The sequence below is a fragment of the Ochrobactrum vermis genome, from assembly GCF_002975205.1.
Classification (GTDB): domain Bacteria; phylum Pseudomonadota; class Alphaproteobacteria; order Rhizobiales; family Rhizobiaceae; genus Brucella; species Brucella vermis.
In genome coordinates, this window is sequence record NZ_PCOC01000002.1 from 58,013 (window position 1) to 81,800 (window position 23,788).

Below are 23,788 nucleotides of genomic sequence, written 5' to 3' on the forward strand. Positions count from 1 at the left end.
TCGTCATGGCTCAAAAACCGCACGCAAGTCGGACGTTGGGGTACGCCGAGAAGCTTGTTGGCGCGAGTGCATCGCAAACATCGGCACTCCCGTAATCGTGCCTCACAACTCTTTAAGTAATCATATTTGATAAGTTATATTGAATTTACCATCAAATATGATAATTCACATCTGGAGAGCGACATTCGTTTGGTCATTGGCAAAAGCCGGTTCGTAGTCGCGAGCCAGCGCTCCGAGGACACCTTCTTGTCGGAGCGCCTCTCGCCATCCATTCGAGATTCTCTCGGCCGTTTCTCGGATGATCTGGCGAGCATCGTACTCGGTTAGTTCAAAGAATTCGCAGGCTTCAAGGGCAAGCTGGATAGAACGGTCGTGTGTACCGCCCTCCAGGATGGCTGTCTCAAGATGAGGATTGCGGTCGGGAGCCGGGTTGACATCAAAGACTGGAGAGAGTCGCCAACGCCCTGCGCCAGTGTAGATGAACCCATGGTTCTTCAAATGATCATCTTTGTTCGAAACAAGAATCGTGAAGACCATGCGGACAAAGAGTTCGCGGAAATCGGCCGCGGGGTCAGGGGAATGACCGCGCATGAAGTCCACGATTTCGGTATAGGAACCGAGTTCGGCTCCGGTCTTGCCCAACGCGGTCTTGGCGGAAATGTAGGGTATCCGGGCGAGGCCGCGCCTGTCGAAGCGTTGGATTAGAGCGACCGGAAATGGAGTGTCGGCAAGCTCCAGCCTGACTTCCGGTGTGCGAATGCCGCACGCGCGAGCCAATCGTAGCGTCGCGACCTCGACGCGCTCAATCGGATGTTGGTCGTATACCGAGGTAAATTTGGCAAGCCAAAGAGTGTCGCCTTCTCGGACGTTAGCCTTCGGGCGCGCACCGCCCGACCCACCCGCGCCGGCAAGCATCTGCATATCTTCTGCGGAAATAACCCGACCTTGCTCATAGGCGCGAGCAATGATGGTGATTGTATCGAGATCGACCAGGCGCGGCACTGCGTCTGCCGCGCTGCCGCGAATAATCTGCCCGTTCTCATCGAGAAACCGCAGTGCCCCTTGCCGGCAAGTATCGTCGGAGAGAGTGAGATATTCAAATTCGGAAAGGCCCGCCCCATAGGCTCGTTCGAGGAGTCTCCGCCCCCAACTATCCGGAGCAGCGTCGGCGAAGGCGCCAGCAAGTGAGTCACGCGTATGTCCAGGCTGCCCCGATGTATGGTAAGGCCCCCCCTCCAGATGAAAGGTCGGTTGCACGGCGAAGGCACGCGGATTGTCAATCCAGGCGGCGTCATAGGAAAAGGTTGAATACTGGCGCGGTCCGGCTTGGGTGAACCTCAACTGACCGACAGGCGTCAGGCCTTCGCCGACGGCAACGTGTGCGAGAAAATCCGTCATCAGAAGCTCGCGCCGTCCGGATCAACGATATCCGTTTCCATCTTGGCTGTTTGGCCTTTTGCCTTTTGCTTGCGAAGCTTCGCAGCAAAGGAGCGTCCCCGCTGAGGCAACTGCTCTGTCGTCAATGCTAGTCCGAGGTCGTCCTTTCGGATGTCGACCAGATCGGAGAGGCGCTCAATGAGGCCCAACACGACAAGTACGTTGGCCAAGGTGCCGATCGCAGTGCCGGCATCACCCTTTTCGAGACGGGCAATCGTGCTGGCAGACGTGCCAGCGCGCGCGGCGAGATCAGCCACGGCGATGCCGCGCCGAAGTCGTGCGCCACGAAGATCGTGACCGAGCCGTTCCAAGGCGGATCTGGTTTTAGGCGAACTCATCTCAATTCTTCATATACAACCAATACATTACCTTATTCCATCATATATGATGAGTTATAGAATATTTCAAGGCTCAGCTGGCATGCCAGAACCACCTCCTCTTCTGAAGCCGTCTCCACCAATGCACCCTGCCGGACAAGTTTGCGCCACACGTGATTGACAGGGGCTGGTCAACAAGGCCGCACTGACGCACAGCGGCTCACCCTGGCTCCGCCGGTACGCCCTGAACTGGTAAGGGTAGCAAATTGGATTGCTAAAACTGATCCGGCTTAGGGAGCGGCACATTTCTCTGCATGAAGTTAATAGCTTGGCAATAGCATTTCGTCAGCACGTGCAGCCACTTCATGTTCAGATTGCCAGTCAAGAACATCAATGAGATGGATACGAAGGCCCGTGTCGGCAAAAGTGAGGCCCGGCTGGGGGACGTGCCGGGCCTCGTTTCGGAAGGGCTGTGTGGGGTGATTGCCTTTCCGAACTTGCCGGAGAAGCCTAAATGACTGTCCGGTATGCCTTACTCAGCCGCGAGCGCTGACGGCCTGGTTGATACAACTGCTTCTTTTACTGTGTCCTCCGTCGACGGCTTAATTTTGAACCATGCCGCATAGAGAGCTGGAAGGAAGAGCAGGATCATCGCCGTCCCGACAGCTGTTCCACCAATCAGCGTATAAGCCATTGAACCCCAGAACACTGAATGGGTCAGCGGTATAAAGGCGAGTACGGCAGCAAGTGCTGTCAGGATAACAGGCCGCGTGCGCTGAACAGTCGCCTCGATGATGGCGTGATAATCATCAAGACCGGCAGCCTGATTTTCTTTAATCTGTTCGGTGAGAATTAGCGTGTTACGCATTAAAATTCCCGCAAGACCAATCAAACCGAGGATGGCATTAAAACCGAAGGGTTGATTAAAGATCAGCAGAACCGGGACAACGCCTGCAAGTCCTAGCGGCGCAGTCAACATGACCATCGTCATCGTCGACAAACTCCTGACTTGCAGGATAATGACGATCAGCATTGCCGCGATCATTGCCGGAAAAATCTTGACGAGAGCCCCGTTTGCCTTGAGTGATTCCTCAATGTTCCCGCCCATTTCAATGCGGTAACCAGTAGGAAGCGATGCGACCAAAGGCTGAAGCGCTTTCATGACTTGCTGCGAAACCTCTGGAGGCTGGGTCGCTTCATTGATATCGGATCGAACTGTCACAACAGACATCCGGTCCCGACGCTTTAAAATAGGCTCTTCCATTCGAATTTCCGTATGACCTATCTGATCGAGCGGAATCTGACGTCCGTCTCGGCTCATGAGTGAGAAGTCTCCCAATCGAGATGGATCCAGTCTGGTCGGTCCAGCGCTTCTTGCAACGACTGGCACATCACGGATGTTTTCGCGAACTTGCGTCACAGAAAGACCGCTGAGAAGCAGTTGCAACTGTTGTGATGCTTCGACCGGTGACAGGCCGATCAGTTTCAGGCGGTCTTGATCCGGTATGAAGCGCACGACTGGCGTGCGATTACCCCAATCCCGATTGGGCTGACGCACATCTGGAACTGTCTTCATTAGCGCAAGCGCCTGTTCCGAAATCCTGTACAGTATTGTCGGATCAGGTCCGATGATGCGAAATTCAACGGAAAACGGTGTGTAGGGGCCAAAAACAAGCTGCGTTACACGTACGTAAGTTTCCGGCGCAAGACCCTGCGATATAGCTTCGCGAAGGTGGTGTTTGAGTTCCTCGCGCGTTTCTGCATTCGGCGTCAGAACAACTATTTTTGCAAAAGCAGGATCGGGCAATTCCGGAGCCATGGCGAAGAAGAAACGTGGTGCACCCTGCCCAACATAGCTGGTGACAATCTTTGCTTCCGGTTGATCCTTCAGCCAATGCTCCAGTTTTTCAACCGTAGCCGTTGTTGTCTCGATACTGGTACCTTCCGGCATCCGTATCTCGACTAGAACTTCGGGGCGATCGGACGTCGGAAAGAATTGCTGTTTGACGGCGCCCATACCGACAACCGAGAGCGCCATAAATATACTCACGATCGCGCAGGTCATGTATTTATGACGAACGGCAAACTCGATTGTCTGCCGCAGGCGACGATAGTTTGGCGTATTGTAGATTGCCTGATGTCCACCTTCCACCGGCCTGATTGCGGGAAGCAGTTTCACACCAAGGTAAGGCGTGAACACAACTGCGACAAACCACGACACGATAAGAGCGAAACCGACAATCCAGAATATATTACCGGCATATTCCCCCGCGGCTGAACGCGCAAAGCCGACAGGCATAAGGCCAATAATCGTTACGAGTGTGCCAGACAGCATCGGTGCAGCGGTATGGCTCCAGGCATAGGCAGCAGCCTTGATACGATCCATACCTTCTTCCATCTTGACGACCATCACCTCGATCGCGATGATGGCATCGTCGACAAGCAAACCGAGCGCAAGAATGAGCGCACCGAGCGTGATACGGTCAAAAAAACGGCCCGTCTCCAGCATTATGAGGAACACCACGGCCAGCGTCAGCGGAACAGCCAGTGCAACAACGATTCCTACCCGCCAACCAAGACTGACGAGGCTGACGAAGAGAACCACGCCAAGTGCCATGGCAAATTTCAGCATGAATTCACCGACGGCAGCGTCAATGTTCACCGCCTGATCGCTCACCTTGTCGAGCGTCATCCCGAGAGGCAGAGACTGCGCAATCGTTGCCGAGCGATCTTCTAATACCTTTCCAAGGTCAAGTCCGTTCCATCCCTGCTGCATGACCACGCTGAGCATGATTGCGGGTTCGCCCTGATGACGGATCAGATAGGTCGCCGGTTCCTCATAGCCGCGTCTTACTTCTGCAATATCCGACAGCTTTAATGTACGTCCAGCTGCAACAATCGGGGTTTCAGCAACAGACTGGATGCTGCTGTAGGCCCCATCAAATCTTATGAACACCTGAGGCCCGCGTGTATCGATGGAACCTGCCGGCGTGACCGCATTTTGCCGTTGCAAAGCCGTCGCTATATCCTGTGCTGTGATACCAAGTGTGGCCAGCTTCGCGTAAGAAAACTCGACAAATATCTGCTCGGGACGCTCGCCAAGGATATTGATTTTCTTGACGCCCAGAACGTGCAGCAGATCCTGGCGAATTGTTTCTGCCTGACGCACGAGGTCGCGCATAGGCATTCCTTTGGCTTTCAGCGCATAAAGGGCGAAACTGACATCAGAATATTCGTCGTTGACGAAGGGGCCAAAGATGCCTGCAGGCAGATTGCGCGCTTCGTCACCCAGCTTTTTGCGGGCCTGATAAAACTCTTCCTCAACTGCACTTGCGGGCGTGTTGTCTTTCAACGTAACGGTCAGATATGCGTATCCGGGGCGCGTTGCTGTTTCGACCCGATCATACCACGTCAATTCCTGTAATCGCTTTTCAAGCGGTTCTGCGACGAGATCCTGCATTTCTCGTGAAGTTGCGCCTGGCCACACCGCTGTGACGGTCAAGGTCTTGATCGTAAATGAGGGGTCTTCTGCACGGCCAAGGCTGAGAAATGCGTAAACACCTGCAGCCGCCAGCAATATGATGAAGAAGAGAGTTACGGCACGCTCACGCACCGCTAATGCAGACAGATTGAAGCTCATTGGTTTGCTACCTTCAACTGTTGCTCGGTTCGAACAGCGTCACCTTCGTTGAGGAGGTGCGCGCCGAGAGCAACGATCTGCTGTCCGGCTTCGACACCAGAGACGAGAGCATTCTCCTGACCTACCTCTTCTATTGTCACCGGAACCAGATGGACTGTGGAGGTAGCCGAATTAACGACCCACACCCCAGTTCTGTTTCCGTTGTCCAGAACGGCGCTGATGGGCACAGAAATACCAGTGGCGTGACTGCTATCCGAAACCTCGACCGTAACCGTTGACCCAAGAGGCGCAGACGCGGCGGCCCCTTCAAGCACATAGCGCGCTTCATAGGTTCGGGTTTGTGCGTCTGCCGAATCCGATATCTGACGAAGGCGCGCGTTACCGCCGCTTTCGCGATTTCCATAGATATTTGCTCTGGCAACCGATCCGAGCTGGGGCCTCAATGTCTCAGGCAACCAGACGACTGCCTCACGCGGACCATTGTGAGCAAGTTGAACCACGGTCTGACCCGCGGCGACAACCTGTCCCGGTTCGCCCAGAGTGTTTACGACCGTACCGTCAGCATCTGCGGTAAGAACCGAATAGCTGGCTTCGTTTTCTGCAACACGGGCTTCTGCCTCTGCGGCTGATAGCTGAGCCGCAGCCGTGTCTAGAGCAGCCTTAGCCTGTTCGTAACGCTGTGGCGTCGCTGCCAGTCCTTTTCTAACCAGAATCGCATAGCGTCGTTCGTCCGCCTGAGCCTGTACGAGGAGTGCCCGTGCGGCATCAACTGCATTTCGCTTCGCAGTCAATGCCAACTGCAAATCTGTCTCATCAATGCGCATAAGGGCTTGTCCAGCCCTGACTTGTTGTCCGACGTCCACCATGCGCTCAACAATTTTCCCCGGCACACGAAACCCGAGATTGCTCTGGATTCTTGCTTCGACCGTACCGGTAAATGAACGCGTCTGGGTGCCGGCTGCCTGTGCAGCGACCAGTCGAACCAGCGATGGTGCAGTACGTGGATCGGCATCGGTCCGTTCATGGCCGGAGACTTCAAATAAGATGAACGCAGCGACACCCAATGCAGCAATGCCGCTGCCTAATGTCAAAACGTGTTTGCGCTTCATAGCAGGTGGACCTTCTAAACGGACAGATGCGATTTATTTAGATTGCGATTAAAATCTAAACCTGTTATAGATGTCAAATGAAATCTAAAGGAGACGGCAAATGAGAGTCAGCCGAGCGCAGGCGGAAGCCAATCGCGAGACAGTGATCGATGTTGCAAGCAGGCTTTTCCGGCAGCATGGATTTGATGGCATCGGACTAAAGGACTTGATGAAGGGTGCCGGGCTGACACAGGGGGGATTTTATAAGCAGTTCGAATCCAAGGATGATCTTGCGGCCAAAGCATCACGCCGCGCGATGGAAGGCGCTACTCGCAGGTGGGCCGACGCTGCTGCGGGCAACGTCGTCCAATTGGAAGCGATTTTGAATCTCTATCTCTCCCTCGACCATCGGGATGAAATCGGAGATGGATGCCCTCTAGTGGCGCTTGGCGCCGACGTTGCACGCCAAAGCCCGGATGTGAAAGCTCCCTTCGAGGATGGTATCCGAGGCCATCTGGCCGTTCTCAATGAACTGCTCACAAGCACACCATCACAAGAAAGAAGCGACAGAGCCATGGCGCTGCTCTCCATCATGGTTGGAGCCGTTACGCTTTCTCGCGTTGTGAACGATAAAGACCTATCCAGACGATTTCTCGATGCTGCAGCTGCCGAAGCAAGACGAATGAGTGGTCTGGCTGGCACGCCTTCGGAATTAATGGATTGAAATCGGAGTTTTCGTCATGCGTCGTATCGTTGTGACAGGAATGGGGGCAGTCAGTCCCCTTGCAGCCAATGTGCCGGTAACCTGGTCCCGTTTGCTTGCCGGTCGTTCGGGCGTGAAACGACTTTCCGATGACATTGTGGGTGATTTGCCATCGAAAGTCGGCGGTGTGGTACCATCAATATCGGAAGACGCTGAGGCTGGTTTCGATGCCGATAGTATTCTTGCTCCAAAAGATCAGCGCAAAGTAGACCGTTTCATATTGTTCGCCCTTGCAGCCGCTAAAGAAGCGCTGAACCAGGCTGGATGGAAACCGGTTTCGGAAACCGAGAAAGAGCGCACTGCTACAATCATAGCATCCGGCATTGGCGGTTTTCCCGCAATTACCGCAGCTGTCAGAACCGTTGACCAAAAAGGTGCCCGTCGTCTTTCACCGTTCACCGTTCCGTCGTTCCTCGTCAATCTGGCGGCAGGACAGGTGTCTATTCGACATGGTTTTAAAGGGCCAATTGGAGCACCGGTAACCGCCTGTGCGGCTGGCGTTCAGGCAATCGGAGACGCCGCACGCCTCATCAGATCCAACGAAGCCGATATCGCGATATGTGGCGGGACCGAAGCCTGCATCAACGAAGTCAGCCTGGGCGGATTTGCAGCCGCACGATCATTGTCAACGGGGTTCAATGATACTCCGGAAAAAGCCTCTCGTCCGTTCGACACACAACGCGACGGGTTTGTTATGGGCGAAGGTGCAGGCATCCTTGTGATTGAAGCTCTCAGTCACGCCTTGGCGCGCGGTGCCAAGCCGCTGGCCGAGCTTGTGGGTTACGGCACATCTGCCGATGCACATCACATCACGTCAGGGCCCGAAGATGGAAGTGGGGCGCGACGGGCGATGGAGCTTGCCGTATCCCAAGCAGGCATTTCCTATGACGATGTCGCGCATATCAATGCGCACGCGACTTCTACCCAGATCGGGGATCTGGGCGAAATGACGGCCATAAAATCCGTATTTGGAGGCCGGGCCAACCTGGCAGTCAGCGCAACCAAATCGGCGACTGGCCATCTCTTGGGCGCAGCCGGGGGGCTTGAAGCAATTTTTACCATCCTCGCTCTGCGTGACCAGATCGCACCTCCAACCCTTAATCTCGAGACACCGGATATTGCTGGTGAAGGTCTCGGGTTCGTGGCGAAAGAAGCCCAGTCGAAAGTCATGGAATATGCACTTTCCAACGGTTTCGGCTTCGGAGGCGTGAATGCCAGCGTGCTTTTCCGTCGCTGGAACGACGAGATTTGAAACAGAAACAAAATCCGGACAGACAGGCTTACTGCCGTCAGTCGTGAAACACTGAGGACCGCCCCCATGAATCGCTCAAAACCTGATGTTGCTATGGTCACCGGAGCATCTTCCGGCATCGGCCTGGCCACGGCAAAAGCATTGCTTAACGCCGGATACCGTGTATTCGGGACAAGCAGACGCGCAAATTATGAAAATGTCGACGGCATTACCATGGTGCCTTGCGATGTCACTGATGAGACGTCGGTGGGAAAGCTGGTCGAGACTGTCTTGAAGGAAGCTGGCTCGATTGATGTGCTGGTAAACAATGCCGGCATTGGCCTCCTGGCCGGGGCGGAAGAATCCTCAATCGCTCAGGCGCAAGCGTTGTTTGATGTCAATGTTTTCGGTGTCATCCGTGTTACGAACGCAGTTCTACCCGTAATGCGGAAACAGAAGTCAGGCCGCATTATAAATTTGAGCTCAGTACTCGGTCTCATCCCGGCGCCTTACAACGCGCTTTATGCCTCAACCAAACATGCAATCGAGGGCTATTCGGAATCTCTCGATCACGAGGTTCGCACGTTCGGAATTCGGGTGGTTCTGATCGAGCCTGCCTATACTCGCTCCGCCTTTGAGGAAAATGTACTGAAGCCCGACCAGCCTATCGGCCTATATGAGCCGATGCGCTTTACGATGTCGGAGCACTTGCGTGATCAGATCGCTGTCGGAGATACCCCTGAAACGGTAGCGTCTACAGTTGTCGCAGCTGCAACTGCGACCTCTCCCAAGCGCCGCTACACCGCCGGAAAGCTCGCTGGAAAAATACGACTACTGCGTCGGCTGGTACCTGAAGCGGCATTCGATAAAAGCCTGCGTAAACAATCGGGCCTACCGGTCTAGCTTGGCAGTTAGCCCGTAATTTAAGGTGTTTCATATGAGAATCGGTATCATTGGCGCTGGCAATATTGGTGCTACCCTCGCAAGGAAGCTGGCAGCTTCCGGCCATGAAGTTAAAATTGCAAACTCAAAAGGTCCGGAATCTCTTCGCGCGCTGGCACGGGAACTTGGCGCAACGGCAGTTTCAAAAGAGGAGGCATCGGATGACGTCGAGGTTATTATCCTTTCTATTCCATTTTCGAGCTACCGCGAGCTAACCTGTCACTTTCTCAAGGTTTCACGAGGCACAATAATCGTTGATACGTCCAACTATTATCCATTCCGCGACGGTACGATTTCAGGGATCGATGGTGGTATACCTGAGAGCGTCTGGGTCGAACTGCAACTTGGACTTCCAGTTATCAAGGCCTGGAATGCTGCATTGGCGACCACTCTGGCTGAACGAGGCCACACGAAGGGAACAGCGAGCCGCATAGCGATACCTGTGTCCGGTGATGAGCCAGCTTCCAAATCAATCATTATGAGACTCGTCGAGGAAACTGGTTTCGATGCAGTCGATACCGGAGTTTTATCGGAATCCTGGCGACAACAACCCGGAACGCCCGCTTATTGCACGGAGCTTGCCAAGGACGAATTGATCGAGGCACTGGAATCGGCTGACAGGTTCAAAGCACCGGTTAATCGGGAACACCTGATCGAAGAGCTCATGCAGTCTCCAAGTGGCAGGACACATGATGAAATAATTGCGCGGAACAGATCCTCAACTGCTTAGGCTTTTCTCAATGTAGTAACGACTGCTAAAATGTTCACCAAGGCATTTTGACAGTCGTTATTGCTCGCAAGTCGCACTTCAAGTTAGAACCCGCCTCCGGGTCAGAGATTGGCTTGCGGCTCCATGAGCCGATATTCCGCCAGAAGGCTGCGGCGGGGTCGTGGCAGAGGGTCTGGCAACTCTTGACGCTCTACAATGCGGTCAATGCGGAAATGGCGAAAGGCGTCTCGAGTTTCACACCATGCTGCCAATATTTCTGCTTGGTCAAAACAACTCAGTGCTACAGGCCAGACAGTGCGGTTGAGCGTGCCCTCCTCACCAGCTCCACACTTGATCAGCAATTTCTTCTGGTTTCGCATTGCCGCGCGTACCGTCGCCAGTTCTGTCAGTTTGCCGCTGCCGGAAGGCCCCACAGTGAGGCCGTTGGAGCGCATTTCCGCTGCGACAGCATCTCCCATTCCATCAGCAATCTTGGCCAATGCGGTGTCGGCCGCCGCCACGATGCTTTCGTCGCGGCGCATCGAGACTAACCGAAGTCCCAACAAGACTGCATCGGCCTCGATCTGGGACAGCGCCATCGGAGGAAAAAAGAAGCCGGGGCGCAAAATGAAGCCGATTCCCGCTTCGCCTTCCACCAAAACACCTAGCTCTACCAGCGTTTGCATATCTCGATAGATCGTGCGTTCGGACACGCCGAACAAAGTGGAAAGCATCTGGGCTGTCACTGCCGTACGCCGCTCCCGTAGCACCTGAAGAAGTCTAAGAATTCGGCCAGAGCGTTGCATAATGTTTTAAAGTACCAGTTTTCAGGCGTCGTGAAAAGCTGTGTTGTATAGCGTGAGTCCAGTTCGGATATCCGGAAACTTCGAGCAGGGCGTAAAACAGCCCCGAAACTGCCGAAGGAGTTCCCCCAGGGGCATCTATGCCGGGATAGTACAAATTAATTTGAAAGCAAAAAACGGGTGGCCGCACCATCTGCCGCGCCGTTAGACAGCCATGATACAATGTTCAGGAGAGACAAGTCATGGAACTGGAAAGTAAAACTATCATCGTCACCGGCGCGAGCAGCGGGATCGGCGCGGCCGCGGCGCGGCTGTTCGCATCCGAAGGGGCCAATGTGGTTCTCGGCGCGCGCCGATCCGGGGAGCTTAAAGTCGTTTCGGAAGCAATCACGCAAGCCAATGGTAGAGCCGTAGTTTTAGCCGGCGACGTAAAAGATGAGGGCTACGCCGATGCACTTGTTGACCTCGCGAGAAAGGAGTTCGGTGGGCTGGACGGCGCATTCAACAATGCCGGCATCGTGGGTGCGATGCACCCCGCTCCGGATATGGGTCTCGGTAATTGGACCGATGTGATTTCGGTCAACCTAACGGGTGCCTTCCTGGCCGCCAAGGCGCAGATACCGGCAATGAAGGTACGCCAGCAAGGCTCGATCGTTTTCACCTCGTCATTTGTGGGTTTTAGTAATGGTGGCATGCCGGGCATGGGAGCCTATGCGGCATCCAAGGCAGGGTTAATTGGTTTGGTGCAATCGCTGGCATCGGACCATGCCGTCGATGGCATACGCGTGAATGCACTATTGCCGGGCGGCACGATCACGCCAAGTGGGGGGGAAGGAAACCCAACCGCATTGGAACTCATCGCCGGCTTGCATCCCATGAAGCGTATGGCGGACCCCAAGGAGATCGCGCAGGCAGCCTTGTTTCTTCTTTCTGATCGATCCAGTTTCATGACGGGGAGTCCGATGATCGCAGATGGCGGAATATCCGTTCGGTTGACATAGCAACCGCAAGAGTGAGCTCTGAATAGGACCGCCATTCGGAGCTAATTTCACGGAACATCGCTGCTTCAGTGAAGCGGCGCAGCCTCAAGTCCAAGCAGTTTAGGAAAATTGGCGGTCATGATCTTGGCTGGTTCGTCGGCGCTGGGACACAGCACCCCCAACCGTTATCCTTGACGAAATGTTTACAACGAAACTATTCAGGGATGCGTTAGATGGCTGTGTTGCAAAAATCAGTTCAGCTCGTAGCGAGTCTTAACTCCGGACACACTTATGCTGCGAGAGCTGCGAACTGTTGTTTGAGCGCAAGCGACACCATTAAGGCGAAGGTGCCTTGCTGTTGTGGATCATATGAACGAGTTCGACGCCGGAAAGCGTGATGATGGCTGCAACTTCGGACTTGAAACCGAGCATGGATCGTATTCTTCGTTTTTGGGCTGAAATGCAAAACCCAGCGATGCACGGTCGAATGGTCGATAGCAATGCCACACTCGACTATTATCTCCTTCAAATCACGCAAGCTCAGATTATAGTTCAGGTACCATCGCACACACAGAAGGATAACGGACTTATCGAAATGGCGGCCTTTGAACATCGAACAATCCAGCTTTCAGAAAGCTAGAAATCTATATCGTGGGGGGGGGCATTGAAGAAACGTTTGCAACCCAACCAAATTAGGAAAGAAGGTGTCTACAAATTTAGGGGCGGACCAAGCCCTATCGCGAACCATAGAGTTTTTCAAATTCTGTATAGATAAGTAAAAATATCTGAACTGATAGTAAAAATATTCCTAAACAAAGAAGAATTTCCCTTTATATTTCGAAGCAAGATTCTATCTATACTTCGATTCTTTATTACAACACAAGATATCAATAATAGTATTAAAACACGACATTCCAACGCGCCCGCCTATCCGCCAAAATTTTATTCACATTTATTTATATTTTTTTGGGTGGACTTTGATTTGATAAAAATATATTGAGGATTTAAATTAATCCAGCGGGCAATCTCAAGTCTGCTTATAGGCCTATTACATACGGGCCACGTATTCGGCAAATCAGCCGCCTTCGAAACAGTTCGTCTGAACGACGACTGATTTTCATTGCGTGTATTCTGTCGAATATTATCATTAACAAGAACGATAACAGGTCAAATGGATATTCAACAGTTAGGAACTCCACTTACATTATTACTTCTTTTGGTTTTTTTTGGCGGAACATTTTTCATATCCCTATCAATCAGCAAGAAGGAGGAGAACGCCGACAGCTACATGACGGCAGGTAACAATGTCGGATTCGGTATTTCAGCCGCTTCGATGACCGCAACTTGGATCTGGGCGTCATCTCTCTACGCATCGGCGTCCTCGGGTTACACATACGGCGTATCAGGACCCATCCACTACGGTCTGTGGGGCGCCCTAATGATACTTTTCATCTACCCATTTGGAAAACGGATCCGTTTTCTGGCACCCAAAGCACACACTCTCGCTGAGATTCTTCACGCCCGACACGGGCAGTCAAGCCAGATGATATTGGCTGGCTCGAACATTCTGGGCAGCCTCCTGAGCCTGACCTCGAACTTTATTGCCGGTGGCGCGCTCATATCGATGCTCTCACCCATCAGCTTCAGCGTCGGCATCCTGATTATCGGAAGCGGCGTGCTTTTATATACACTCTGGTCCGGCTTCCGGGCGTCGGTGCTCACCGACTTCATCCAGGTCTGCGCCATGCTGGGGGCGGTGATCATCATAGTACCTGCTGTCTTCTTTGCTGCCGGCGGTATGGACATCTTCGTTACCGGAGCCAAGAACCTGACAGTTGAACAACGTTCATTCTTTTCTTCAGATGCATTCTTAAATCAAGGTGCGCCTTACATTGCAGCGGTTCTTGCCTATGCAATTGGTAACCAGACGATCGCGCAAAGACTGTTCGCCGTGCGTGAAGATATGATCAAGCGTACTTTCATCACGGCAACAGTCGGCTATGGCGCAACTGTCATCGGAGTCGGCATACTGGGAGTGATCGCGCTCTATCTCGGTTTACAGCCTGATGGCGGAGACGTTAACAACCTTATCCCCCAGCTCGCATCAACGTATCTTGGAACGGGGCTGCTCTGCATCTTCTTTATCATGGTAATCGGCTCGTTGGCTTCGACAGCCGACTCGGATTTGGCCGCGCTTTCGTCCATCGTGATGACCGATTTTTACGGCAGAGGCGTTTTCAAAGCGTCGAAGGCCAACCTTCGTCTGATGCTTTTTATCGGGCGGATCACAATGATTGCGGCAACGGCTCTGGCTCTGTTCTTCGCCAGCAATCAGTTCAACATTCTGGACCTTCTGGTTCTGGTTGGTGCAATCTGGGGCGCGCTGGTCTTCCCCGTGATTGCCAGTTTCTACTGGGATCGGGTGACGAACAGGGCATTCACCACCGCCGTCATCGTTGCGCTGCTGGCCTTTTTCCCGGTTCGCTTTGGTTACATTCCTCTCGTCGGAACAACGGCCATTATAGCTGACATACTGGCAACCTTTGGCATTGGGGTTGTTGCCGGATTGATGGCTTTTGGGTTCTTCGGAATCAGAGTGGCTTTGGTCATCGGCGCCATCGCATCGCTAATCGCCACACCATTCGCCGTCGGTTCGATCAGCCAATACACCGTTCTGACAGCTTCGCTGCTGGCTTATGCCGTCAGCACCCTGCTCTGTGTCGGTATTTCATGGGGCAACAAATCCCGTTTCGATTTCGCGACCATCGCGATGAAAACGGGGCAGTTTGATGACTGCACAGAAACAAATAAAATATAAGGAGTATTAGAATGACACCTGAATTAATGACAGCGTATGTATTGATCTGGCCTGTAATCGTTGCATGTGTTCTTTTCTATCTTCTAAAAGCTTTCTTCTCCGAGTGGATTGATGCAAAACGGGCGAATAAACCTTTGATCTGACTATAGGATAAGGAAATCGGCCCCATCCCTCGCCCGGTTTGAGACCCTCTGCTGCTTTGGTTAGTCATGTACTCCAATGATGGTTTGACGTCGACGACTGCCCGTCTGCAGATGAACGCGATCACCCCTTGCGTGGTGGTCGCTTCGTTGGTTTCTGTCACATTGATTAGTCGTCAACGTGTCTGCGGTATTTGAGTTTCATGAGTAAGCAGGCCCTGACATACAAAAATCATCGCTTTCCAATCTCGATCGTGGCTCGTGCAATCTGGCTGTATTTTCGCTTCAATCTCAGCCTGCTTAACGTTGAGGAAATGATGCTTGAGCGTGCCGTTAAGGTTTTTTACGAAACGATCTGTCGATGGTGCCGGTAGGATGGCTCTCTGTTCAACGCGCGATTGCGCAGCAAGCCGCCTTCGGCCAATGATGTTTGGCATCTTGATGAAGTCGTTGTTAGTATCGGTGGCAAGAAATGCTGGTTGTGGCGCGCTATTGATCAAGATAGTTATGTGCTCGATGAGATTGTTCAAACCCGCCGCAACACCAAAGTAGCAAAGCGTTTTCTTGTTCGGCTTTTTGAAGAAACAAGATTTTGTCCAAAACGTATTGTCACCGATAACCTTGCTTAAAATTCACTTGCCCGCTTCAGCCCACGCCCACATCAAACAATGTGGTAGCACCGGCGCAAGTTATCTGCAGTTATTGACGAGCCGAGCGTCGCGGTTGATGCCTCCGCGAGGAGCACACAGCCAAGGTCTTGTTCAGATTGCCAGTCAGAATCTGGCTGGCGAAAGACGCGGTATCCCGGCGCTAGTTAGAGCTCAGAACCGATACCTCATATATGTGGGATGAACTTGGAATCGGCGGGCCTGTCGTCGAGCAAATGACCTTCACTCGGCATGCATCGCATAGGCATCTTTTTTGGGTGGAATAGGCGCGGTTCAAGAGCGTCATTTTTGATGGCGGCTCGCTTCTCCGCAAAAGCACACTCACTTTTGCCATACCCAGCGAAAGAATATAAATCAACAGAACTGCTTATCTCGATGCAATCTCCATCATCCCCTCTTTTTCTAAAGTACTACTACGTGTTAGCGACATTTGAAGCAGCTGGACCAGGAGCATTTTTATCCCATAAACAAGTGATGACTTCGCGTATGACTTTTGTTACGCTTTTAATTGGGAGATGCGTATGGATCAGGGCGGGATCCATGAGCAGATATTATGGGAGAACCCATGGCGAAGGCTCTGAAACTAGCTGCACTTGTCGCAGGATTGCCGCTCACAGCCCTAAATCCCGCACTGGCCGCGACTGCCACAGGCAATATGAATGTGCGTATTACTATCCAGGCCGAATGCAAAATTGTGACGTCCACCGACCTGGATTTCGGCACGAAGGGTGTTATCGACGCGAATGTCGATCAGACAAGTACAATCTCTGTCCAATGCACAAATGGCACACCATATACAGTGGGATTGAGCGCCGGCGGTGGCGCGGGCGCCACAGTTGCCGTGCGCAAAATGACGGGTCCTGCTTCAGCGACAATCAATTACACAATATATCGTGATGCCGCCCGCACGCAGGTCTGGGGCGTGACTGCTGGAACCGACGTGGCATCTGGAACTGGTAATGGGAATGCGCAAAGTTTGACAACTTACGGCAGAGTGCCCGCGCAGACCACTCCCGCAGCAGGCGTCTATTCCGACGTGGTGTCTGTTACGGTCACTTACTAATACTACAAATCTGGAGATTATCATGCGTTCCATGCTGAAAAGCATTGCCGCTGCCGCTCTGCTTTTGCTCGGCAGCATATCCGCCCATGCGGCTTCTTTGCGTTTAGCACCAACAACCGTCGAATTGCTTGCACCAGATAGCGCGGCAGTACTCAACTTGCGCAACGAAGCCAAGCACCCTCTCAATGTCCAGGTACGTGTTTTCCGCTGGAGCCAACAAGGCGGAGTTGAGCAGCTAGAGCCTACGAACGACGTCGTTGCCAGCCCTCCCTCAACGAGCTTACCGCCAAATGCCGACTATGTTGTGCGCGTTCTGCGAGTGAACAAAACACCCCTCAAAAGGGAGGAAAGCTACCGTGTTGTTGTGGATGAGCTTCCTGACCCTTCGCGTCGGAAAGCCGGAACAGTCAGTCTGGTAGTCCGGCACGTCATTCCTGTCTTCTTTCGCACACCGGACGCTGGGGCACCTGAAGTATCGTGGAGCTTATCCCGATCCGGCGGAAGTCTGATGCTGGTCGCAAGAAACGCGGGCGGCACGACGATGCGATTGTCCGATGTCCGGCTTTCACAAGGTGGAAAAGCTGTAGCGTCGCGCAAGGGACTGGTGGGCTACGTTCTTGCCGGGGCAACTATGCAGTGGCCGATTGGCAACGCAAAACGGCTCGGTAGCGGTCCGGTTAAACTATCGGCGCAAAGTGCTTCCGGTCCGGTCAGCACGAGTGTTTCGGTCAACCGCTAGGCTGTTGCTGGCGCTGGGTATCTCGCCCTTGGCCTCTTCTTCGTCAGTGGCGCAGGTACAGGCACTTGATATAACCGACCCGACCCCGGCACCGGCGGCAGAGCGCACCTTATATCTCGAAGTGTTCATTAACGACGCTTCGATGAAACTTATCGGGAACTTCAAGCAGTTGTCTGACGGTGGCCTGGCAGCCACGCCTGAGGAGCTGACAGAAGTCGGACTAAAACCGATCGATTCTGCGCGCGCTGACGATGGACTGGTAAGGCTCGACCGACTGCCTAACGTTTCTTACAAAATCGATGAACAGGCTCAGCATCTCTACATTACAACCGAGAACAATGCCCGCGCCGCAAAGGTCATTGATATTGCTGGTAACAACAAAGTGGATCGGCTGACGCCAGAATCTGGCGTTGGCGGTGTATTGAACTACACCTTGTTTGCAAGCTCCAACACATTGTTTGACGACGATGTAGAACTTTTTCAAGGAGTTTCAGGCGGTTTTGACGCACGTATATTCAGTTCCTTCGGGACGTTCAGCCAATCTTTTATTTCCGGGTACAGCAACAACGAACTGGACGCGTTCACCCGACTGAATTCCACCTGGAGCTACTCCGATCCCAAAAGACTCGTCACGTATAAAGCCGGTGACTTCATCACTGGTGGAACAAGCTGGACACGACCGGTTTATCTTGGTGGCTTGCAGGTTTCACGGAATTTTTCGCTCCGCTCTGATCTTGTAACGCTGCCACTTCCGTCGTTTGCCGGCACGGCTGCGGTCCCCTCCACATTGGAAGTCTATACGCAGAACGCACGGACTTATACCGGGACGGTGGGCGCAGGGCCATTTCAGGTAGTCAACCTGCCCGCATTCACCGGTTCGGGCGAAGCGCGCGTCGTCCTCAGGGATAGCCTGGGCCGTGAAACCGTTGCTACGCTGCCGTTTTATGAATCGAAGATGCTTTTACGTAAAGGACTGTTGGATTTTTCTGCAGAATTCGGATTTCCGCGCCGGAATTTCGGCATTGAATCGAACGATTATGATGATCGTCCGATGGGTGTTGCGACAGCGCGTTACGGCTTGACCGACTGGCTGACACTGGAAGGGCATATCGAAGGCGGCGAAGATCTTTTTAATGGCGGGATGGGTGTAGCGTTTCCTCTCGGCCCTCTCGGCGCAGCCTCTTTCGCCGCAGCTGGCAGTTACTCCAATGGTCAGGCGGGCTCACTCGTAAATGCTAGTATCGAACTCAGCTACAAGGACTGGACCCTTTACGGTCGCATTCAGCGGGCTTTCGGTGATTATCAGGACATAGCCGCAATCAGCGCCGAGCGTTCGTTTGACAACAACGGCCTGCCGACATTTAGCGCTGGCGTTCCGCCCGCGCTCGACCAGGTTTCGGTGGGGGTGCCGATGCCATTGGACATGTCGAGCCTTAATCTGTCTTACACCCACCTGACCGACGCGGATGGAGAACGCAGCAGCATCGTCGGCTTGTCCTACAGCCAGCAAGTGTTCAAACGCAGCACGATCTACGCCACCGCCTTTACGGATCTTGAAGAAAAGGACAGTTTTGGTGTTTTTGCAGGATTATCCATTCCCTTCGATAACAATATTACGGCCTCGTCAGGCGTCGAATCCGACCCGGATGGAACAAACGTTGTTGCTGATATCGTGAAGTCCGAACGTCTGGAAAATGGTAGCGTCGGCTGGCGGTTACGGACCTCAGAAGGACGAGTGGCCAATCGTTCGGCCTCTGCCAGCTACCGGTCGCCATTCGCACGATTTGAGGCTGGCGTTCAACAGGTCGACGGCGATGTTCGCGCCACAGCACAGGTTGATGGGGCAATCGCGGTAGCCGGCGGTGGTGTGTTTGCCACCAATCGTATCGACGATGCTTTTGCAGTGGTGGACGTCGGTGCGCCTGATGTCGATGTTCAATACCAGAACCGGCCCATCGGAAAAACCAACAGTCGCGGCAAAATTATCGTATCAGACATGCGTTCATACGAACCGAACACGGTATCTATCGATCCAAGCAATTTGCCGGTCGATGCCGAAATTCCACAAACCAAGGAGACGATCATGCCGGCAGATCGCAGTGGGGTTGTCGTCAAGTTTGGAGTTTCCCGAGGTTCGGAGGCTGCACTTGTTTCTTTTGTGGATGTAAGCGGAACGTTTCTTCCCGTCGGCCTTACCGGAAAGCTCGACGGAAATGGAGAGACTTTCGCAATCGGCTATGACGGCGAAACTTATATTCGGGGGCTTCAGTCTTCGAATGTCGTTGTGATCAGCCTGGATGACGGCAGTACATGTCAGGCCGCTTTTCCCTATCGCCCAACCCCTGGACAACAGGTGGCGATCAGGAAGGTGGTATGCCAATGATGCGCCATTTGAGGTACGCAGTTCTTATTCTCATCGGTCTGACCGCGACTGTTCTGCCGACGGTCGTGCGGGCGCAGAACTGCTCCTTCGGGGTCTCAGCGTTGAATTTCGGGCAAATCGACACTTTAGGCGGCGCACAGACCACCAGTACGGCTACGTTAAGTGTGAGCTGTACCGGCACGCCCTTGGCCCGCATTCTGATCTGTCCAAATCTGGGGAGTGGAACCGGCGGCGCAACGGCCTCGTCGCGCCAGATGTCGTCAGGTACAAACACGCTCAATTATCAGCTTTTTGCTGATTCAGCGCGTAGTCTAGTTTGGGGATCATATAACTGGCCCTACCCATCGCGCGCGCCTGCACTGGCAATGAGCCTGGGAATCCTGGGATCGGGAACCGGCAGCACGACAATATACGGCGCAACGCCTGGAAGTCAGGGAACCGCTTCCCCGGGCAGCTATCTGTCTACATTTTCGGGCGCACACGCGGAGTTTCGCTATCTCTATTCAGCCCAAAGCACATGTAGCACCGGCACGGGTACAATTGCCAGGCCCAGTTTTAATGTGACAGCAACGGTGGCAGCGAATTGTCTTATTGCTACACAGGACGTTGATTTCGGATCCGTTGGCGTGTTGACCTCAAATGTCGACACGACCGGTAGGGTATCCGTAACTTGCACGCCTGGCACGAATTACACAGTTGGACTGAGTAACGGGAATACCGGTACGTCACCCACCGCGCGACGAATGACGCTGGCCAGTCAAGGCATCACATATGGATTGTTCCAAGACAGCGGTCGCAGCCAACCTTGGGGAAACACGGCTGGCACCAATACTATTGCGGGAACCGGAACAGGAACAGCTAAGAATCTGACGGTTTACGGTCGGGTTCCGCCACAAACGACGCCTGGTCCCGGTGTTTACTCCGATGTCGTTGTCGTAACTGTGGTATATTAAGTTTGTCAAAAGTAGCACATATCATCAATCGCAGACGCTGCTAGTTTATCCGTGGTATAGCCTTTGAGAAAATTCTGTCTGGCGCGGGATATTCGCGGCTTGAAATAGCAAAACCAAACAATCTATGATTGTCAGTCAAGATACGCGTGCATTTGCGACCAGGAGTATGGTCATCGCTGGAGCTTGTACTTCCTACAACCACTGTTGAGTGTCTTGAAGATAGGATGAAGGTCAAGGTGTGAAGATCACCGCCATGCAGTATTTGTAGAAGAAATCCAGCGACGCATCTTTCATCGGTCAGAATGCTTTGCACATGTTACATGAGGGTCGTTCAGAAAAGCCTGGACGAACACAAACATTTTGATGCAATTGCACTGGACCGAAGCATCGAGAGGCAAAAGCTGGACGGTCTATTTACCGGGGAAATGGCGCGGACGTATCTCGGCTCTATATCTCAGGCAAATCAGACGCAAAGTCACGTTTAAACATGAAAAAATTTGTCAAAATCATGTTTTTTTGAAGAACAGGGGTGCCGTCGGGCGCTTATCCCGGTTACGTTGTATATAACTAAGATATGTGGAACAGGAGAGGAAGTTGAAGATTTATCATTTGATGTTACCCGCGGTTTTTATTGTGGCAAGTACTCTAGCGGGCTGTCAGTCGCTCGACGAACTTGACCGGGAAGCTTATCAACGCGCTTGCGATAATCTCGACATTCCACGCAGCACGCCTGAATATTCTCAGTGCATGCTGCAGCAACAGCAGATGGATAACGATAATTTCCAGCGTTCCATGGATCGCCAGACGGAAGAGCGTCTTATCACGAAGATGTAGAAGGTTAAATCGGCGTGTGCGTTACCCGTGCAGGCCGTACTCCCTGAAATGAATGAATCAACCATGAGATTATGAGATTTTCCAAAACAAATAGCCTGCTTTCCGCGTTTGTCATTCTGACCCTTTTTCTCAGCGCGATCGGCAGCAGCGTGGCTAAGCAACAGGCCACCCCTTCCCGCCCGTTGATCGTTGGCGTCTATGTCAGCGCGCCATTTGTAACGAAGGATGGCGATAGCTATTCGGGAATGGCGATTGAGCTATGGGAAAAATCGGCAAAGGCTCTGGGGCGTACATACGAATATCGCGAATATCCCTCTTTTGAAGCGCTGATTGCAGCCGTCGAAAATGGCGAGGTCCAGGTCGCGATATCGAACCTGACAATCACAAAAGAGCGCGCCGCCCGAATACTATTTTCTCAGCCCTGGTACGATGCCGGATTGAGAATAATGGTCGCCAATGAGAATAGCGGTGGTTTTTGGCAGGTGATCAACGGTCTTGAAAATGCAGGCCATTTGCGCGCCATGCTGTGGCTTATGGCATTTATTGTTTTAGCGACGATCTTTCTCGCGTTTTTCTATCGGAGGTTTGACAAATCTTTTCCGCGAGAGTGGCACGTCGGATTGGCCGAAAGCTTCTATGATGTCATGTCAGTCACGACATCGGGAAAGATCACGCGGCCAAATGTGCTTGGCTGGCTAGGTCGTATTTCAGGTGGTCTTTGGATGGTGTGCGGGGTGGCGGTCATTGCCTATGTAACATCGTCCGTTACCAGTGTGATGACGGCTCTTTCGCTCACGCACCAGATCAACTCCATTGCAGATCTACCGGGACGAACAGTTGGTGTGCTTGGTGGAAGCGTAGCGGAGATTTATGGCCGTGGATTACGGCTTGATGTTAGAAGCTTTGCGGCGACACAAGACGCTATTGACGCTCTTGATAATGGAGAAGTTGATGCGATTGTCGGAGATGCGCCAGTGCTTGAATATTACGTGCACTCGAATCCGGGGACTGCATTTTCGGTCGTAGGCGCGATTTTCCATCCTGACAAATACGGTTTTGGCTTTCAGCATAATGATCCCATCGGCCATGAGGTGACTTTGCAGATATTAGCCCAACAGGAAACCGGAGAACTTGGAGTTCTCCGTCGCAAATATTTTGGAAGTCAACAATAATCGAAGGAGGGTAATGAACTGGTAATCCCCCCGCCAAATAACGGACTTCAAAAGTAGAATTTTCTCGGGCTATATGATCGAGGAGATTTTGATGAAGACGAGCAGATTCATCGAACCGCAAATCCTTGCCATCCTTCGCCAGGCGGAAGGCGGCGTTCCTGTACCCGAGTTATGCCGGGAACATGGAATGAGCACTGCGTCATTCTACAAATGGCGATCCAAGTACGGTGGCATGGATGCCTCGATGATCAGCCAGATGAAGGCTCTGGAGGACGAGAACCGTCGCCTGAAGAAGATGTATGCGGAGATGAGCATGCAGGCGGAACTGCTCAAAGAGGCTCTTGGAAAAAAGTGACGCGGCCATCTCAACGCCGGGAGATGGCCGGGAAAGCAGTGGCGTTGCGAGGGGTGAGCGTTGCGCTTGCCTGCCGCACCTTCGAGGTCAGTGAGACATGTTATCGTTACAGCGCCAGGCTGAACGACGAGAACGAGCAGATTGCCGATCTCCTGATCGGACTGACGCGGGCAAAGAAGACCTGGGGCTTCGGTCTGTGTTTCCTTTATCTGCGCAATGTCCGGGGGCATCACTGGAACCATAAACGCGTTTGCCGCATCTATCGTGAGCTTGAATTGAACCTCAGGATCAAGCCGCGCAAGCGGTTGAAGCGGGACAAGCCCGATGCTCTGACCGTGCCAGATGCGCCGAATATGGTCTGGTCCATGGATTTCATGGCCGACCGGCTGGAGGATGGAAGGCAATTCCGGCTGCTGAACGTCCTGGACGACTTCAACCGCGAAGGTTTGGGCATTGAAGTAGACTTCTCGCTGCCTGCTGAACGCGTCATCCGCAGCCTCAACCAGATCATCGAATGGCGCGGCAAACCATTCGCAATTCGTGTTGATAATGGGCCGGAATACGTCAGTGGCAACCTGATGGAGTGGGCTGCCAACCAAGGCATCGCCTTGAGCCATATCCAACCCGGCAAACCACAACAGAATGCGTATGTCGAGCGCTACAATCGCACCGTTCGGAATGAGTGGCTCGACCAATACATCATCGAAAGCATTGAGGAGGCGCAGGAATTTGCCACGCAGTGGCTATGTTGAG

Annotated in this window: 19 protein-coding genes and 3 pseudogenes; 16 read left to right on the forward strand and 6 right to left on the reverse strand. The window is 53.0% G+C overall.

Translation table 11 applies throughout. From position 1 onward, the window contains the following. Positions 1-165: 165 nt before the first annotated feature. Positions 166-1,398, reverse strand: a complete 1,233-nt coding sequence (locus CQZ93_RS14415) for a type II toxin-antitoxin system HipA family toxin (RefSeq protein ID WP_105543369.1) — start codon at positions 1,396-1,398, stop codon at positions 166-168. Beyond that, positions 1,398-1,775 carry a helix-turn-helix domain-containing protein gene (locus CQZ93_RS14420; RefSeq protein WP_105543370.1) on the reverse strand — a complete coding sequence of 126 codons (378 nt, stop codon included), beginning with the start codon at positions 1,773-1,775 and terminating at the stop codon, positions 1,398-1,400. The genes CQZ93_RS14415 and CQZ93_RS14420 overlap by 1 nt, the downstream gene beginning before the upstream one ends. A gap of 344 nt (positions 1,776-2,119) precedes the next feature. Here CQZ93_RS14420 and CQZ93_RS26660 point away from each other — a divergent pair, with 344 nt between their 5' ends. Beyond that, the gene (locus CQZ93_RS26660) at positions 2,120-2,272 is read left to right on the forward strand and encodes a hypothetical protein (RefSeq protein ID WP_181153391.1); all 153 of its coding nucleotides are present in this window, start codon (positions 2,120-2,122) and stop codon (positions 2,270-2,272) included. A 14-nt stretch (positions 2,273-2,286) separates the two neighbouring features. On the opposite strand, the gene CQZ93_RS14425 is transcribed toward CQZ93_RS26660, so the two are convergent. Together CQZ93_RS14425 and CQZ93_RS14430 are read right to left on the reverse strand one after the other, a co-directional pair. Next, complete coding sequence (locus tag CQZ93_RS14425) at positions 2,287-5,394, reverse strand: efflux RND transporter permease subunit (RefSeq protein WP_105543371.1); 3,108 nt, start codon at positions 5,392-5,394, stop codon at positions 2,287-2,289. Next, positions 5,391-6,503, reverse strand: coding sequence for an efflux RND transporter periplasmic adaptor subunit (locus CQZ93_RS14430; RefSeq protein WP_105543372.1), 1,113 nt, complete (start codon positions 6,501-6,503; stop codon positions 5,391-5,393). The genes CQZ93_RS14425 and CQZ93_RS14430 overlap by 4 nt, the downstream gene beginning before the upstream one ends. Before the next feature lie 100 nt (positions 6,504-6,603). On the opposite strand from CQZ93_RS14430, the gene CQZ93_RS14435 reads away from it, so the two are divergent. The 4 genes from CQZ93_RS14435 (at position 6,604) to CQZ93_RS14450 (ending at position 10,148) form a co-directional block, all read left to right on the forward strand. Continuing rightward, positions 6,604-7,206, forward strand: a complete 603-nt coding sequence (locus CQZ93_RS14435) for a TetR/AcrR family transcriptional regulator (RefSeq protein WP_105543373.1) — start codon at positions 6,604-6,606, stop codon at positions 7,204-7,206. 16 nt (positions 7,207-7,222) lie between these two features. Then, positions 7,223-8,497, forward strand: a complete 1,275-nt coding sequence (gene fabF / locus CQZ93_RS14440; protein ID WP_105543374.1) for a beta-ketoacyl-ACP synthase II — start codon at positions 7,223-7,225, stop codon at positions 8,495-8,497. 66 nt (positions 8,498-8,563) lie between these two features. Continuing rightward, a complete protein-coding gene (locus CQZ93_RS14445) occupies positions 8,564-9,379 on the forward strand; it encodes an oxidoreductase (protein WP_105543375.1) in 816 nt (271 codons plus the stop codon). Between the two features lie 34 nt (positions 9,380-9,413). Continuing rightward, a complete protein-coding gene (locus CQZ93_RS14450; protein WP_105543376.1) occupies positions 9,414-10,148 on the forward strand; it encodes an NADPH-dependent F420 reductase in 735 nt (244 codons plus the stop codon). Between the two features lie 101 nt (positions 10,149-10,249). Here the strand turns inward: CQZ93_RS14450 and CQZ93_RS14455 are convergent, their stop codons facing one another. After that, positions 10,250-10,933 carry a helix-turn-helix transcriptional regulator gene (locus tag CQZ93_RS14455; protein ID WP_105543377.1) on the reverse strand — a complete coding sequence of 228 codons (684 nt, stop codon included), beginning with the start codon at positions 10,931-10,933 and terminating at the stop codon, positions 10,250-10,252. Between the two features lie 239 nt (positions 10,934-11,172). On the opposite strand from CQZ93_RS14455, the gene CQZ93_RS14460 reads away from it, so the two are divergent. After that, positions 11,173-11,931 carry an SDR family oxidoreductase gene (locus tag CQZ93_RS14460; RefSeq protein ID WP_105543378.1) on the forward strand — a complete coding sequence of 253 codons (759 nt, stop codon included), beginning with the start codon at positions 11,173-11,175 and terminating at the stop codon, positions 11,929-11,931. A 430-nt stretch (positions 11,932-12,361) separates the two neighbouring features. Here CQZ93_RS14460 and CQZ93_RS14465 read toward each other — a convergent pair. Further along, positions 12,362-12,523: pseudogene (locus tag CQZ93_RS14465) on the reverse strand (IS6 family transposase); the annotation flags it as partial. 558 nt (positions 12,524-13,081) lie between these two features. Here CQZ93_RS14465 and CQZ93_RS14470 point away from each other — a divergent pair. The 10 genes and pseudogenes from CQZ93_RS14470 to CQZ93_RS14510 form a co-directional block, all read left to right on the forward strand. After that, complete coding sequence (locus CQZ93_RS14470; protein ID WP_105543379.1) at positions 13,082-14,728, forward strand: sodium:solute symporter family transporter; 1,647 nt, start codon at positions 13,082-13,084, stop codon at positions 14,726-14,728. 26 nt (positions 14,729-14,754) lie between these two features. Next, positions 14,755-14,871 (forward strand): putative transporter small subunit, encoded by a 117-nt coding sequence (locus tag CQZ93_RS27245; RefSeq protein ID WP_350308595.1) that lies wholly within the window; start codon positions 14,755-14,757, stop codon positions 14,869-14,871. Between the two features lie 200 nt (positions 14,872-15,071). Further along, positions 15,072-15,491 (forward strand): annotated as a pseudogene (locus CQZ93_RS26965) (IS6 family transposase); the annotation flags it as partial. Between the two features lie 610 nt (positions 15,492-16,101). Continuing rightward, on the forward strand, positions 16,102-16,599 hold the full coding sequence (locus CQZ93_RS14480; RefSeq protein WP_105543381.1) for a Csu type fimbrial protein: 498 nt from the start codon (positions 16,102-16,104) through the stop codon (positions 16,597-16,599). Between the two features lie 22 nt (positions 16,600-16,621). Further along, complete coding sequence (locus tag CQZ93_RS14485; RefSeq protein WP_105543382.1) at positions 16,622-17,338, forward strand: fimbrial biogenesis chaperone; 717 nt, start codon at positions 16,622-16,624, stop codon at positions 17,336-17,338. 142 nt (positions 17,339-17,480) lie between these two features. Beyond that, the gene (locus tag CQZ93_RS14490; RefSeq protein ID WP_105545141.1) at positions 17,481-19,721 is read left to right on the forward strand and encodes a fimbria/pilus outer membrane usher protein; all 2,241 of its coding nucleotides are present in this window, start codon (positions 17,481-17,483) and stop codon (positions 19,719-19,721) included. After that, on the forward strand, positions 19,718-20,674 hold the full coding sequence (locus tag CQZ93_RS14495; RefSeq protein ID WP_105545142.1) for a Csu type fimbrial protein: 957 nt from the start codon (positions 19,718-19,720) through the stop codon (positions 20,672-20,674). The genes CQZ93_RS14490 and CQZ93_RS14495 overlap by 4 nt, the downstream gene beginning before the upstream one ends. A 594-nt stretch (positions 20,675-21,268) precedes the next feature. Beyond that, positions 21,269-21,508: a hypothetical protein gene (locus CQZ93_RS14500; RefSeq protein WP_105543383.1), complete on the forward strand. Its 240-nt coding sequence runs from the start codon at positions 21,269-21,271 to the stop codon at positions 21,506-21,508. Positions 21,509-21,579: 71 nt separating this feature from the next. Further along, complete coding sequence (locus tag CQZ93_RS14505) at positions 21,580-22,680, forward strand: transporter substrate-binding domain-containing protein (protein ID WP_105543384.1); 1,101 nt, start codon at positions 21,580-21,582, stop codon at positions 22,678-22,680. Between the two features lie 91 nt (positions 22,681-22,771). After that, positions 22,772-23,781 (forward strand): annotated as a pseudogene (locus CQZ93_RS14510) (IS3 family transposase); the annotation flags it as partial. Between the last annotated feature and the right edge of the window lie 7 nt (positions 23,782-23,788).

Coding starts and splice junctions, on each gene's coding strand:
- CQZ93_RS14415 (WP_105543369.1), bottom strand. CDS start 1,398: ATGACGGATTTTCTCGCACACGTTGCCGTCGGCGAAGGCCTGACGCCT.
- CQZ93_RS14420 (WP_105543370.1), bottom strand. CDS start 1,775: ATGAGTTCGCCTAAAACCAGATCCGCCTTGGAACGGCTCGGTCACGAT.
- CQZ93_RS26660 (WP_181153391.1), top strand. CDS start 2,120: ATGTTCAGATTGCCAGTCAAGAACATCAATGAGATGGATACGAAGGCC.
- CQZ93_RS14425 (WP_105543371.1), bottom strand. CDS start 5,394: ATGAGCTTCAATCTGTCTGCATTAGCGGTGCGTGAGCGTGCCGTAACT.
- CQZ93_RS14430 (WP_105543372.1), bottom strand. CDS start 6,503: ATGAAGCGCAAACACGTTTTGACATTAGGCAGCGGCATTGCTGCATTG.
- CQZ93_RS14435 (WP_105543373.1), top strand. CDS start 6,604: ATGAGAGTCAGCCGAGCGCAGGCGGAAGCCAATCGCGAGACAGTGATC.
- fabF (WP_105543374.1), top strand. CDS start 7,223: ATGCGTCGTATCGTTGTGACAGGAATGGGGGCAGTCAGTCCCCTTGCA.
- CQZ93_RS14445 (WP_105543375.1), top strand. CDS start 8,564: ATGAATCGCTCAAAACCTGATGTTGCTATGGTCACCGGAGCATCTTCC.
- CQZ93_RS14450 (WP_105543376.1), top strand. CDS start 9,414: ATGAGAATCGGTATCATTGGCGCTGGCAATATTGGTGCTACCCTCGCA.
- CQZ93_RS14455 (WP_105543377.1), bottom strand. CDS start 10,933: ATGCAACGCTCTGGCCGAATTCTTAGACTTCTTCAGGTGCTACGGGAG.
- CQZ93_RS14460 (WP_105543378.1), top strand. CDS start 11,173: ATGGAACTGGAAAGTAAAACTATCATCGTCACCGGCGCGAGCAGCGGG.
- CQZ93_RS14470 (WP_105543379.1), top strand. CDS start 13,082: ATGGATATTCAACAGTTAGGAACTCCACTTACATTATTACTTCTTTTG.
- CQZ93_RS27245 (WP_350308595.1), top strand. CDS start 14,755: ATGACAGCGTATGTATTGATCTGGCCTGTAATCGTTGCATGTGTTCTT.
- CQZ93_RS14480 (WP_105543381.1), top strand. CDS start 16,102: ATGGCGAAGGCTCTGAAACTAGCTGCACTTGTCGCAGGATTGCCGCTC.
- CQZ93_RS14485 (WP_105543382.1), top strand. CDS start 16,622: ATGCGTTCCATGCTGAAAAGCATTGCCGCTGCCGCTCTGCTTTTGCTC.
- CQZ93_RS14490 (WP_105545141.1), top strand. CDS start 17,481: ATGAAACTTATCGGGAACTTCAAGCAGTTGTCTGACGGTGGCCTGGCA.
- CQZ93_RS14495 (WP_105545142.1), top strand. CDS start 19,718: ATGATGCGCCATTTGAGGTACGCAGTTCTTATTCTCATCGGTCTGACC.
- CQZ93_RS14505 (WP_105543384.1), top strand. CDS start 21,580: ATGAGATTTTCCAAAACAAATAGCCTGCTTTCCGCGTTTGTCATTCTG.